The sequence below is a fragment of the Microcoleus sp. Z1_A1 genome, assembly GCF_036700305.1.
In the GTDB taxonomy this organism is placed as follows: Bacteria; Cyanobacteriota; Cyanobacteriia; order Cyanobacteriales; family Microcoleaceae; genus Microcoleus.
This window is the reverse complement of record NZ_JAUBOR010000020.1, coordinates 1-14,015: the sequence shown is the minus strand read 5'-3', so window position 1 is coordinate 14,015 and position 14,015 is coordinate 1. Positions and strand designations below refer to the sequence as shown.

At 46.3% G+C, this 14,015-nt stretch carries 10 protein-coding genes; 4 read left to right on the top strand and 6 right to left on the bottom strand.

Annotated features, from left to right (window positions below; all coding sequences use genetic code 11):
• Positions 1–180: 180 nt before the first annotated feature.
• The gene (carB, locus tag QT973_RS14975; RefSeq protein WP_333054411.1) at positions 181–3,492 is read right to left on the bottom strand and encodes a carbamoyl-phosphate synthase large subunit; all 3,312 of its coding nucleotides are present in this window, start codon (positions 3,490–3,492) and stop codon (positions 181–183) included.
• A gap of 589 nt (positions 3,493–4,081) precedes the next feature.
• A complete protein-coding gene (locus QT973_RS14970; protein ID WP_333054294.1) occupies positions 4,082–4,321 on the bottom strand; it encodes a hypothetical protein in 240 nt (79 codons plus the stop codon).
• Between the two features lie 645 nt (positions 4,322–4,966).
• Here QT973_RS14970 and QT973_RS14965 point away from each other — a divergent pair.
• The 4 genes from QT973_RS14965 (at position 4,967) to QT973_RS14950 (ending at position 8,664) form a co-directional block, all read left to right on the top strand.
• A complete protein-coding gene (locus QT973_RS14965; protein ID WP_172192361.1) occupies positions 4,967–5,224 on the top strand; it encodes a hypothetical protein in 258 nt (85 codons plus the stop codon).
• Positions 5,217–6,440 (top strand): murein transglycosylase A, encoded by a 1,224-nt coding sequence (locus QT973_RS14960; RefSeq protein ID WP_333391616.1) that lies wholly within the window; start codon positions 5,217–5,219, stop codon positions 6,438–6,440. Before QT973_RS14965 ends, QT973_RS14960 begins: the two co-directional genes overlap by 8 nt.
• Positions 6,441–6,836: 396 nt before the next feature.
• Positions 6,837–7,553, top strand: a complete 717-nt coding sequence (locus QT973_RS14955; protein ID WP_333391614.1) for a tetratricopeptide repeat protein — start codon at positions 6,837–6,839, stop codon at positions 7,551–7,553.
• Between the two features lie 223 nt (positions 7,554–7,776).
• Positions 7,777–8,664 (top strand): ROK family protein, encoded by an 888-nt coding sequence (locus QT973_RS14950; RefSeq protein WP_333054299.1) that lies wholly within the window; start codon positions 7,777–7,779, stop codon positions 8,662–8,664.
• A 241-nt stretch (positions 8,665–8,905) separates the two neighbouring features.
• Here the strand turns inward: QT973_RS14950 and QT973_RS14945 are convergent, their stop codons facing one another.
• The 4 genes from QT973_RS14945 to QT973_RS14930 form a co-directional block, all read right to left on the bottom strand.
• Positions 8,906–9,328: a hypothetical protein gene (locus tag QT973_RS14945; RefSeq protein WP_333149438.1), complete on the bottom strand. Its 423-nt coding sequence runs from the start codon at positions 9,326–9,328 to the stop codon at positions 8,906–8,908.
• Between the two features lie 629 nt (positions 9,329–9,957).
• Positions 9,958–11,616, bottom strand: a complete 1,659-nt coding sequence (locus QT973_RS14940) for a CTP synthase (protein WP_333207921.1) — start codon at positions 11,614–11,616, stop codon at positions 9,958–9,960.
• 100 nt (positions 11,617–11,716) lie between these two features.
• On the bottom strand, positions 11,717–12,898 hold the full coding sequence (locus QT973_RS14935) for a transposase (RefSeq protein WP_333054304.1): 1,182 nt from the start codon (positions 12,896–12,898) through the stop codon (positions 11,717–11,719).
• 131 nt (positions 12,899–13,029) lie between these two features.
• Positions 13,030–13,998, bottom strand: a complete 969-nt coding sequence (locus QT973_RS14930) for an Rpn family recombination-promoting nuclease/putative transposase (protein WP_333391645.1) — start codon at positions 13,996–13,998, stop codon at positions 13,030–13,032.
• Between the last annotated feature and the right edge of the window lie 17 nt (positions 13,999–14,015).

Sequence of the window (14,015 nt, the reverse complement as noted above, 5' to 3'; positions counted from 1 at the left end):
CGAAAGTCCTCGCTATGAAGACTAATGAGTTCTTCAGTCCTCTTTGAGAGGACTTTCGCTATCAGACAGGGAATTCATTCCCTGGCGGACTGCCGGGTGAGCCGGAGGACTGGCGGACTAAAAGCTTCAGTTGACACTAATAGTGCGCCCTGCACACCCTACCTTTGAGTGTTTCCCAGTCTAGGCTTGCGGGTAATAGTCTTGAATTGCTTTTACTTCCATCGGGTGAGATTTGAGCGATCGAATTCCCGCTGCTGTCGCTTTGGCACCGGCTATTGTGGTAATAATCGGGATTTTGTAAGTCAAAGCTGTGCGGCGGATAAAGATTCCGTCGGCCCGGGATTCTTCGCCGGAAGGTGTGGTGATAATTAGTTGAATTTTCTCATTTTTGATCGAATCCAACAAATTCGGCCGCCCTTCGTGCAGTTTCAATTCCAAATCTACCTCTAAACCTTGCTCTCGCAAAACTTTGCGTGTCCCGTGAGTTGCGACTACTCGGAAACCCAATTCTAAGAATTCCTTGACAACGGGTACAACTGCTAGTTTGTCCCGATCGCGCATCGAAACCAACACGGTTCCAAACAGCGGCATCATTTGTCCAGCACCTAATTGAGCTTTGGCAAATGCTTTACCAAAATCGGTGTCAATTCCCATGACTTCGCCGGTCGATCGCATTTCTGGCCCTAACAAGGTATCAGTTCCTGGGAACTTAGCAAAGGGCAATACAGCTTCTTTTACCGAAACATGAGTGGGTATAATCTCTTCAGTAAAACCCAAAGCTTCTAGAGTTTTGCCAGACATGACTCGCGAGGCCATTTTTGCTAAGGGAACTCCGATCGCCTTGGAGACAAAAGGCACTGTTCGAGAAGCGCGCGGGTTAGCTTCCAAAATGAAAACTTCTTCCCCTTGAACGGCAAATTGAATATTCATCAACCCGATTACTTTCAGGGATTTTGCTAATTCTACAGTCCAGCGACGGATTGTTACCAAAGCTGCATCAGAAAGTGTTTGGTAAGGGATAGAACAAGCAGAGTCGCCGGAGTGGATTCCCGCTTCCTCAATGTGCTCCATAATACCGCCGATCGTCACATTGCCAGTAACATCGGCGATCGCATCGACATCAACCTCGATCGCATTCTCCAAAAACTTATCAATTAAAATCGGATGATCGGGTTCTACCAGCACGGCATAGGTCATGTAACGTTCCAATTCCGTATCGGAATAAACAATTTCCATGGCTCGCCCGCCTAATACGTAACTCGGTCGCACCACTACCGGATAACCTATGCGTTGAGCTACTATTAAAGCATCCTCAAAACTACGGGCCAAACCGTTAGCAGCTTGCTGAATATCCAACTCGCGCAGAATCTTTTCAAATCGCTCCCTGTCTTCAGCAGTATCAATGGAATCCGGCGAAGTACCCCAAATTTTTGTTTGTACATCGGGGTGATTTTCGAGGGCTTTTTGTAAAGGAAGCGCTAATTTCAGTGGGGTTTGTCCGCCAAACTGAATAATTATTCCCTCTGGATTTTCGGCTTCGATGATGTTGAGAACATCTTCTTTTGTTAGCGGTTCAAAATACAGGCGATCGCTCGTATCGTAATCCGTCGAAACCGTTTCCGGGTTCGAGTTGACCATAATTGTCTCAAAGCCATCTTCTCCTAGGGAATAGGAAGCGTGACAACAGCAGTAATCAAACTCAATTCCCTGTCCGATCCGGTTGGGCCCGCCACCTAAAATCATCACTTTTCGCTTGGTAGAAGGCAAAACTTCCGACTCCGGCGCGAGACTGTGGCCCACAGGCGAAACTTTCTTTTCTTCATCGCCCAATTCCCAAATAGCCGCACCCGCTTCGTAGGTGGAATAATAATACGGTGTAAACGCTTCAAATTCAGCGGCACAGGTATCGACTGTTTTGTAAATCGGAATGACGCCTAACTGTTTGCGGTAAGCGCGAACTTGATCTTCCGATGTTTTGGTGGCGTAAGCAATTTGGCGATCGCTAAAACCCAACTGCTTTACTTCAAACATTGTCTCTTTTGTCAACTGTTCCAACCGCGTTCGTTTCAAGAACTTCTCAGTTTCCAGCAATTCCTGCATTTTATCCAAAAACCAAGGATCGATTCCTGTAAACTCGAAGATATCTTCCACCGACATTCCCATCATCATCGCGTGGCGAACTGTAAAAATGCGATCGGGATTTGGCGTCCGCAATCCGGCGCGAATTTGTTCCAAACTCGGCAACTTTTCCGGTTTGTCGCAGCCGAAACCCGCGCGGCCTGTTTCCAATCCCCGCAGGGCTTTTTGGAAGGATTCGTTGAAGCTGCGCCCGATCGCCATTACCTCCCCAACTGACTTCATTTGCGTTGTCAGAGTCGGTTCGGAACCGGGGAACTTTTCAAAGGCAAATCGGGGAATCTTCGTCACCACGTAGTCAATTGTCGGCTCAAAAGACGCCGGAGTTTTCTTGGTGATATCGTTGGAAATTTCGTCTAGGCTGTAACCTACCGCTAATTTTGCCGCCATTTTGGCAATAGGGAAACCAGTTGCTTTCGAGGCCAAGGCGGAGGAACGGGAAACCCTAGGGTTCATTTCAATAACGATGAAATCTCCGTTGACTGGATTGACGGCAAATTGAATGTTGGAACCGCCGGTTTCAACTCCGATTTCGCGAATAATTTTCACCGAAGCATCTCGCAGGCGCTGATATTCTTTGTCTGTGAGAGTTTGCGCCGGGGCGACGGTGATCGAATCGCCGGTGTGGACGCCCATCGGGTCGAGATTCTCGATCGAACAAATAATCACTACATTATCTGCCAAATCTCGCATTACTTCGAGTTCGTACTCTTTCCAACCAATCAAAGATTGTTCGATCAAAATTTGCGAGACTGGACTGGCATCAATCCCGCCTTGTGCCATTTCTTCAAATTCTTCTTGATTGTAAGAAATGCCGCCTCCCGTGCCGCCCATTGTAAAAGCAGGACGAATAATTAACGGATAACTGCCGATTTGGTGACCAATGGCTTTGGCTTCGTCGAGAGTGTTGGCAATTCCCGAAGGGCAAACGGCGACACCAATTCGCGCCATCGCTTCCTTAAATAATAGCCGATCTTCTGCCATTTCAATTGCTGGCAATTTAGCACCAATCAACTCGACGTTGTATTTTTCTAAAACGCCATTTTTAGCGACGGCAACTGCTAAATTTAGCGCCGTTTGACCGCCCATAGTCGGTAAAATTGCTTGAGGTCTTTCTTTAGCGATGATTTGTTCGAGGATGGCCGGCGTTAGAGGTTCGATGTAAATGCGATCGGCAGTTTCCGGATCGGTCATAATCGTTGCCGGGTTGGAATTCACCAACACTACTTCAAAACCTTCTTCTCGCAAAGCTTTGCAAGCTTGTGTCCCTGAATAGTCAAATTCGCACGCTTGACCGATAACAATTGGGCCGGAACCAATGAGAAGAATCTTTTTTAAGTCTTGACGACGGGGCATAGGTTCGTAATTGGTAATTGGACAAGGTTGAGGATTAATTGATATTTTGCATCACTCTTAGAAACAGGCTTTCTAAGCTGTTCCCCCAAAAGCTTACTCAAAAAAGTGCAAGTTTTGTTGTTAATTTGAAATTGTGCACCATTCTCAGCCTTTTGGAAGCAGAACCTAGCAACTCCGGCCCACAGACACCCCCAGCTAACCAGAAATATTGATGAGAAAAGGGTGCAGTCGATCGGTAAATCAAGACTATTTTAAGTGTTGCGGTCAAATCGTGTTCTAAAATACACAATCCATTTATTCCGCCAGATTAATCATTGTAGGGACACTCCAAGAAGCCATTGGTGTCAACTTAACGTCAAACCCAATCACAGACTGTTGTTTGAGTATTAAATCTAGATCCCCCCTAGCCAACCCCTACTCCCCTTAAGAAGGGGGGGACAAGAGTCTTCTCAAAGTCAACCCCTACTCCCCAACAATCAGGGGGATTTAGGGGGATCTAGACTTAGCTAAAACCTAGATTTATCAATGGTTTCAGGCGATTGTTGACACAACGAAAGACACGGTTTCCCTACCGTATTTCACCCTATTTTTAGGCTTTGCGCGATCGGCGAATGAGTACGCTTATAACTTGTCCCGGCTGTGCGCCTCGCTGGGGCGGACTCCAATCCCCGACGGCGGCAAATCCCAGTCGGTACAAGGTGTGGATGGTTTCTAACACGGCGGCGCGGGAACCGACAACCGTTATCCGCACGACTTCCTGTTCGGATACTGCTGAGTCGTCATTTGGACGCGCGGAAAAGTTATCGTCAGGCACGAATTCCTGTGACATAATATGATCTCCTGGTTTTTGGTTTTCTAGGAAAACCCAAAAACCCAGCCGCCCCGCACGTTAACACAGAGCAGGGCGGCTACAGAGAATGTTAGAATTCTCAATCAGCCTCCATACTGCTTACTCAGTTTGGCGGTAGCTGTCCATTGCTGCTGGTAACAGCTTTGGGCAGTGCAACTAGATTTTTGGGCGACGCGGGCCGCTTCCTCTGCAAGCAAAGCAACCTTAATTTCACAGCGTAGCCGCAGATGGGGGCCGCCGTCAATCGATTGCGCGATTTTAGATTTTAGATTTTAGATTGGGGTTTTCCTGCAACAACTTTATCGATTTTAGATTTTAGATTGAGATTTTCCTGCAACAACTCTCCGGTCTCTCCCACCCTCCCCTTTTCCCACTCTCCCCCTCTCCCACTCTCTCCTTCTCCCAGTCTCTCCCCCTCCCTCAATCCAACCTACTAAATGAGGGAATGCGCCGAGGAAGAGGTAAAATATGGAATCGTTCCAAAAGCTTAAAATCAAAAATCTAAAATACAGATATGCCTAGAACACAAGTGCGAATATTCCGTGCACCTGCTGCTTGAGGGCAGCCACATCAATTTTAGATTTTAGATTTTAAATTGTCCTCCAACAACTCTCCCCATCTCCTATGCCTAGAACTCCCAGCGAATATTCCGTGCACCTGCTGCTTGAGGGCGGCCATCGCGAAGAAGTGCGTTTCGCAACCCTGCAAGATTTTCAAAAATGGTACAGCAGTACGCTGGTGCCGAAACAAGATTCAAGAGAATTTCTTAACGTCCCGATTAAAAATATTCAAGGCGAATACATGGTAGTTCGGCCTACCAGTGTTCTCGCAATTCGCGTAGAACCGATATTTACTTCTAGCGTCGAACGATACGATGAATAAGGAAAATAATCAATTCAGTAGGGAAGATTGGAAATTGAGCAAGATTTTTCGCTATCAGCTATTAGCGATCGCCTGTTGCGTTTTGGCGATCGCTTTTTCGGTGCCCGCCGTTGCAGTTCCATCGCTGCAACCAATGAGTGTAAATCAATTACAAGCGAGTGAGTTGGAGTCGATCGCCTTTGACGCTCAAATCTGGGGCGAAAATGGCAAACCGGGCGATAAAGAATTGCTGTTAAGGTCGATCGACCACAGCCTCCGCTATCTCAATACATCAGCCGCCGCCAGCGCTTACAGCCGCTATCCAGTCGCAGGAGTTACGCGCGATCGAGTCCGCCGTTCCCTCGATCGATTCCGCCAATTAGTTGTCAGTTCCACAACCCCAGCACAACTTCAGGAATCTGTCAAGCGCGAATTTGTATTTTACAAATCCACGGGCAAAGACGGCAAAGGAACAGTAGCATTTACAGGTTATTTCGAGCCGACTTACGCAGCCTCTCGCACGCCGAATTCCGAATACCGTTATCCCCTGTACCGGATGCCGCCAAACATGGCATCTTGGCCGAAACCTCACCCGACAAGATTGCAATTAGAAGGCGCAGATGCTTTGCAGGCAAGTAAAGGATTGCTGCGAGGATTAGAATTAGTTTGGTTGCGCGATCGATTCCAAGCATTTCTCGTGCACGTCCAAGGTTCTGCGAGATTGCAACTAACAGATGGTAGCGAGATGACCGTCGGTTTTGCAGGCAAAACCAGTCACAGTTATACAGGAGTCGGACGAGAATTAGTTAAAGACGGAAAGTTTACTTTAGAAGAGTTAACTTTGCCGAAACTAAGGGAATATTTTACCAACTTTCCCGCAGATATGAACAAATATTTGCCGAAAAATGAAAGCTTTGTATTCTTCCGGGATAGTAATGGAGCTCCAGCCACAGGAAGCATTGGAGTGCCAGTAACTGCCGAAAGGTCGATCGCCACCGACAAAGCTTTAATGCCCCCCGGCGCACTAGCATTAATTAGTACAAAACTCCCTTATCCGAATGGGGCGGGACAACTCGAACAAAATGCCGTGAATCGGTACGTTTTGGATCAAGATACTGGCGGCGCAATCAAAGGCGCGGGGAGAGTTGACGTATTTATGGGAACGGGGGATTTAGCGGGCGATCGGGCCGGTTATATCAACTCAACAGGAGAACTGTATTATCCGCTTTTAAAGTAGGAACAAAGCGAGTGGCCAGAAACCGGGTTTTTACAAAAAATATTCGCGATAATCCGCAGATTAGGAAAAAACCCGGTTTCTTCGATATTCACTCTATCTAGGTATTTGGTAATATGGGTTAGTTGGTTGGGTAGGGGCGGGTTTATCAATATTTGGGATGGGAATTATAGATTGTGGGCGAACCCGCCCCTACGGTATTTGATAATAAAATAATACATCTAAAATAGCAAAATTGGTAGGGCGGGTTAGCCGAAATTTATATCATCAAATAGCATAATTCATCAACCCGCACCCACCGATCCCAGATACTCAAACACCCGCCCCTTTCCCATCGCAGATACCGACAAACCTGTCCGCATTCGTATAAAATAGAAACAACCCAACCCATCCCCACAAATGCTAAACAAAATTTGGCAATTCCTCAAACGACTCATCCAGCGCCTATTAGGAACCGCACCCCCACCACCGCCGCCACCACCTGCGCCCCGCCCCACCCAAACTGACGCGGAATACGAGTCGAAATTCATGGAAATCCTGGAAGGGGTGAATGTCGGCTGGAGTCGAGGAGATGTAGCGGGATTCTTAATCGCAAAACGCCTTAAAGATGGTGAATTGGCTGCTTGGCTGCGACGGTTTGGGACTCGATTGTTAGAGGGGGAAAACCAGCAGGGCGGGCACGGGGGCACCGCCCCTACGGATGCGGTGGCATCGCTTCAGGAATTGGCGCAGCGGCTGGTTTTGTTAGGTAGAATTGGCAGCGGGGAATTGTCAGAGGTGGCGAGGCAAATTGGGCGGGAGATATTGACACGGTTTCCGCTGCCGGAGGTTGAGGAGGAGGAGACAAAGGGGATGGTAATTGAGGCGGTGTTTGTTGGGGATGGTTTGGGTTTTTCTGGGGCAGTGAACCGCAAAGGCGCAGAAGCTGCGGAGGCAGAATCGGAAGTTAATGTAGAGGCGAAAGCGTGGTGCGATCGGGGGAATGAGCAGTATAATTTAGGAAGATTTGAAGATGCGATCGCATCTTATACCCAGGCAATTGCTCTCCAACCAGACTATCACGATGCTTTGCACAACCGAGAGGTAGCGCAACGTAAGTTAGGCGAAATTAAATAGGCGAACTCGCTGGTATCCATAATTTTTGCTAGGAATTGCGATCGGTATGATAGTATTAATAATTAACCCATTTTTTGTCGCTAAGTATTATAGACTAAAATAGGAGTTGGAGGATTTAAATTATCACTACAAACTTACTTGGTAATGTGTACAGTCCGCACCTTAAAATATGTTTATCCTATGAGGATTAATCCCAAATCCTTGCATCCAAAACTCAAATCGAATGACACAAGTAATCGGCATTGACTTAGGCGGAACCGCAATTAAACTCGGCAGATTTAGCGAAGACGGCATTTGTCACCAATCCTTAACTGTTCCAACTCCTCAACCGGCAACGCCAGAAGCCGTTTTAGCTGCGATGACCGATGCTATTTTACAACTGAATCCGGTGGAAAATGCTGTAAGTGCGATCGGCATCGGCACTCCAGGCCCTGCAGACGCCGCCGGCCGCATAGCCAGAGTAGCAATTAACCTCAAAAACTGGCATAACGTCCCCCTCGCTGACTGGTTGGAAGCTAAAACCGGACTGCCGACAATATTAGCAAATGATGCCAACTGTGCCGGATTGGGAGAAGCTTGGTTGGGCGCAGGAAGGCACTTTAAAGACCTAATTTTAATAACTTTAGGTACAGGAGTCGGCGGTGCAGTTATCCTAGACGGCAAACTATTTGTAGGTCATCAAGGCGCGGCCGGAGAACTAGGATTGATTACTATAAATCCCGACGGCCCGGAGTGCAACAGCGGCAATCGCGGTTCTTTAGAACAGTACGTTTCGGTGCAAGCAATTCGCCGCGAAACGGGTTTGGAACCGCTAGAATTAGCAAATCTAGCTAAGTCGGAAGATGCCAAAGCTTTAGAATTTTGGCAAAATTACGGGCGCTATCTGGGTATCGGTTTGGCAAGTCTCATTTATATTTTGACGCCGGAAGCTATTATTATCGGCGGTGGAATTAGTGCAGGTGCAGAATTTTTCTTGCCGAAGGTTCGACAAGAAATTGAGCAACGTGTACTGCCGAGTTCTCGCGAGGATTTACAGTTATTGGTGGCTGAATTGGGCAATCAAGCAGGCATTGTAGGGGCAGCAAAATTAGCTTGGCAGCTTGTTCAATAGTTAAAATTTCAAAAAGCAGCGCAGTTTATTGCGCTTTTTTCATATCTAAACTTAGGGTGCAACCTAAGCACCTTACCCCAAAAAAAAATAAAATGAATGTTAGGATTTACTAAAAATAGTCTTCCTTCCTCCTTCATTGTTCATACTTATAACTAATGACTAATGACTAATGACTAATGACTAATGACTAACAACTAACGACTAATGACTAATGACTAACAACTAATGACTAATGACTGCTTCATGGCAGAGATTGTCCAGTGGTATTTTTAATGTATTCCTGAATTTCTTGATAAGTTTCCGGGTTGTTTTGGCGCAGGATAATAATATTAGTTGCGCTGTCCGGCAGGCAAAAGCTTAGCCGACCGTTCTGTTCGCAAGCAAAAGAGCTAATTCGACTCATATCGATCGCAAATTCTTTGCGGTCATAATGAATTTTAATCCACGAACCTCTCGAATTGCGATCGATGGTTTTTTTGAGGTAATCGAGAACTTGCTTGTAAGCCTCAGAATTGCCTTGGGGATTGAGGATAATCGGCTGACTGCTATTAGGCAGCCAAAAGGTGAGACGCTTGTTATCCAGTTCGCTAGAAAAAGCACTAATAGTGTCAAGGTCAATTATGTATGTACTTTTCTCATAAGTAATTTTGCTCCAATAAGCCACAAAGCCTCCTCAAACCTGTGTTTCCTGGTATTTTAGGATAGTTTGACAACTCATACCATTTTAGATTTTAGATTTTAGATTTTAGATTGGGCATGACTGATGACTATCGGGGTTGGGAAGTTGCCTAAAGTTACATTTTTTTTTACTGGTATCACCATTGAAATCCAAGCTAAAAAGTTAAGTAAAAATATCAGCATTTTTACCCAATACGCTTGGGTTAAAACTATTTATTCCGGGCGAGATCCCCCTAAATCCCCCTTCCCAAGGGGGACGCAAGAGTAAGTTCTTGTCCCACCCCCTACTCCCCTTTGTAGGGGCGGTGCCCCTGTGCCCGCCCTAGGCGCCAGGGGATCGAGCTTAACTGAACCGTATTGCATTTTTACCTTCTGCCTTCTCCCTTGTGGTACTAGCCCCCCAGCCCTAGCATAGGGGTTGGGGGGGAGGTTTTTCACTCGTTGAGAATGCTGCCCGATATCTAGTCCGATAAGTGCAACCCCTATCAAATCCTATTGGTCTGTTGGGCGGGTTTTGTAATGTCGATTGCCGGGGCGATTTGAATATTGTGTACTCTGAACCGCCCCTACAGACATCTAATATATCAGAACTAATCGATCGCACATGATATGAGATCAGTTTGCTGCAACTTTCTCGGCCACCAAGTCGCGATCCTCATCTTCTAAAACATCCTGCTTTCCCTGGATGCTAGCGGCCTGGATAAACCCTTGAAACAAGGGGTGGGGGGCGCTAGGTCGAGATTGGAATTCGGGGTGAAATTGGCAGGCTATGAAAAAGGGATGGTTGGGAAATTCGATCATTTCTACCAAGCGGCCGTCTGGAGATGTACCGGAGACTGCATAACCTGATTCTAAGAAAAGATTGCGGTAGGCGTTGTTAAATTCGTACCGATGGCGGTGCCGCTCGTAAATCACTTCTTTCTGATAAAGTTTGAAAGCTAGCGTGTCTGGGTTGACACGGCACGGATACAAACCCAGTCGCATTGTACCGCCCAAATCGACTACATCTTGCTGTTCTGGCAATAAATTAATTACCGGATTCGCTGTATCTGGGTTAAATTCAGCGCTGTTGGCATCCTCTAGTTGAGCGATGTTGCGCGCCCATTCAATCACAGCACACTGCATCCCCAAACACAATCCCAAAAATGGAATTTTGTGGTGTTTAGCATATTCGATCGCCGCTATTTTGCCGTCAACTCCCCGAACCCCAAAACCTCCGGGTACAAGAATGCCGTTGATACCTTTGAGATAATTATCGAGGTTTCCCGATTCTAAATCTTCTGAGTTAATCCAGTGTAAATTCAGGTCGCAGCCGATCGCAATTGCCGCGTGCCGCAAAGCTTCGACCACCGAAAGATAAGCATCGTTCAACCGCACGTATTTGCCAACTAAAGCAATATCAATTTTGTGATTGGGACTGTAAAGCCTGTTGACTAAAGTTTGCCACTGATGCAAATCTGGCTGGCGATGTTCGAGTTGCAGCAAATTGAGCGTTTGTTCCGCCAAACCTTCCTGTTCCATCATCAGCGGCACTTCGTAGATACTTTTAGCATCTTGAGCGGTGATGACACATTCTTCGGGGACGTTGCAGAATTCCGACAATTTCTGTTTCATGCCCAAAGACAGCGGGCGATCGCACCGACAGACTAAAATATCTGGTTGAATGCCGATCGACCGCAATTCCTTCACCGAATGCTGAGTCGGTTTAGTTTTCATCTCCCCAGCCGAAGGAATCCAAGGTATCAGCGTGACGTGCATATACACAACATTTTGCCGACCGACATCCTTGCGAAACTGGCGAATTGCCTCCAAAAACGGCAAAGATTCAATATCTCCCACCGTTCCGCCGATTTCCGTAATCACCACATCGGGATTGGTATTTTTTGCTACCCGGTGAATTCGATCTTTAATCTCGTTAGTAATGTGCGGAATCACCTGCACCGTGCTCCCCTGATACTCACCGCGGCGTTCTTTGTTAATCACCGCTTGATAAATGGAACCCGTGGTGACGCTATTGAGGCGAGACATGGAAGTGTCGGTAAAACGCTCGTAGTGCCCCAAATCCAAGTCAGTTTCCGCACCATCTTGCGTGACAAAGACTTCTCCGTGCTGAAACGGGCTCAGAGTGCCGGGGTCAACGTTAATATAGGGGTCTAGCTTCAAAATCGAGACTGAATAGTCCCGCGACTTTAATAGGCGGCCCAAGGAAGCACCGACAATTCCCTTGCCGATGCTGGAAACCACGCCACCAGTCACAAACACAAATTTGCTCATAGGATTTTCGACTTTAGATGTTTCAATGTCAGGTCAGACTCAAATGTGACATAGTTGACACTCCCGGTGCTAAAGCAGCGGGGATTCTTTGTTCGTAGACTCAACTTGCTTGCGACAGGATTTCTCCAGCCAAAGTAGAGGTCGAATCTCCCAAAGCGTTCGGGTCTTTGACCCAAGTTCCGGTATGCCCTACCGTACTCAAGGCTAATTTCAGGATATTAATCGCAGCATTCCAATCCCTATCCATAACGAACCCGCATTCACAAACATGGGTTCTTACGGATAGGGTTTTTTTTACGATTGCACCGCAGTTAGAACATTTTTGCGAAGTATATGCTGGATTGACGGCAACCGTCACCCGGTCAAATTTTACTCCAAAATACTCCAGCCACTTCCTGAATAGATACCAACCCGCATCATTGATCGATTTGGCGAGACAGTGATTCTTTACTAAGTTTTTAATCCTCAAATCTTCGTAGGCGACCAAATCGTTAGATCGGATTACGCAACGCGCCAGTCTCTTAGCGTGTTCTTCACGTTGCCTACTTATTTTGAGGTGTACTCTTCCTAATCGATTAATTGCTTTCTTGCGGTTGGCAGAGCCTTTCTTTTTACGAGAAACGCGGCGCTGTCGAAACTTTAACCGTTTCTCAGTGGTTCGATAAAACTGGGGGTTTGGTTCAGAGTGACCGTTAGAGTCTGTATAAAACTCTTTGAGCCCTACGTCCAAACCGAGTGTTTTACCAGTCGGCGTCGTATCTACTTCGTTTTCAGCACCGATCAAAAACTGAACGTAGTAACCGTCAGCGCGACGGATCAAGCGTACCCGTTTTATTTGATCGAGCTGGTAGAAGTTTAGATCCCACGTTCCTTTTAGTTTGAGCTTACCAATTCCTTTCTTGTCAGTGAAAGTGATTTGCTTGCGGGTTTCTGAAAGTTTCCAGCCGCTCACTTTATATTCAACTGAGCGACAGTTTTTCTTAAAAGTCGGATAACCTTTCTTTCCGGGAAGAGCTTTCTTGCAGTTGTCGTAAAACCGAGCAATTGCAGAATAAGCTCTCTCGACTGACGCTTGGCAAGCACTAGAATTCAAGGTTTTGACGAAAGGAAACTCTTCTCTGAGCGCAGTGCTGTGCCGATACAAGTCTTTTTGCCCAACACCTCGGTTATCCATCCAGAAACGGATGCACTTATTCCGAACGAACTGAGCAGTCCTAATTGCCTCGTCTATTGCTGCGTACTGATTTGGTTTTCCTTTCGCCTTGAATTCTAGAACGAACATCTTACGTGGAAAATCGCTACGCTAAGATACTAACACTAAGCCGTTCTAAAAGGATGGGGCTTTAGACCCAAGTTTTTGGTAATCCATAAGGGCAACCACGGGGGATTGCCCCCTACACCCATTTGACCAAATTATTGACGATTGTTATGTGCTTGCAACCAAGTTGTCAAATCTGACAAACTGGCAAAGTCTAATAGTGCCTCTCCTAGATTCTCTAATTGCTGAGCGGATAACTGAGCTATGCTGGTTTTGAACTCCGGCGACAGCACGCCGACACTGCGCTCCAACTGACGAACAATTAATGTCATATTTCCTTGTTTGATGCCTTGTTCGATGCCTTGTTCGATGCCTTGTTCAATGCCTTGTTCGATGCCTTGTTCGATGCCTTGTTCGATGCCTTGTCTGATTCCTTGTTCTATCCCGATTCTGGTAGCTTTGGTAATTGCACCGCGCTGGTCTTGAATAAAAATTTCTCGCCTTTCTAAATCCTCCAATTCATCAGGATCGAGATTTGCTTCATTGGCAATTGTAAAAGCTTTGCGGAGTTCCGGTACATTTCCCAACTCTTCCGGCACAGACCTTAACGTGCGAGCGGTTTTCATGAAATATATCCACTTGTCAGTCAGAGTCTCTAATTCTGCTAAAGTCTTGTCAAATTTGGGCAACTCAACAAAGACAAATTCTAATTCATCCGCCAAATACTCGACTAAGTTGTTTTTTTCTTTGATACAAAACCGCGAAATTACTGTTTCCAGATGCTCAAACATTTGGAAATCTGTAATCGTCAAGGCAATCACGGGATTTAACAGGTTGTAGTTTTCTCCGCTTTTTAATTGCACTGAGTAAGCTTTGGTAGCATTGTATAAAATCCGTTTCTCAAAGGATTCTACATTCAATACCTGCATTTCAACGATCGCAGTTTTGCTGCCACCAATTTTTGCTTTAACATCCAAGTAAGTATCTTTGACTCCTTTGATTTTGGGAGCTAAATAAGGGTCAAGAATTTCTAAATCTTCGATAACTGGCTGCGCTTCGTAGAGCAGGGTAAGCTCATCTAATTTGGTATAATATGAACTTGACAAAGTTAACAAAATAAGCATAAGAGACTGTGTAGACA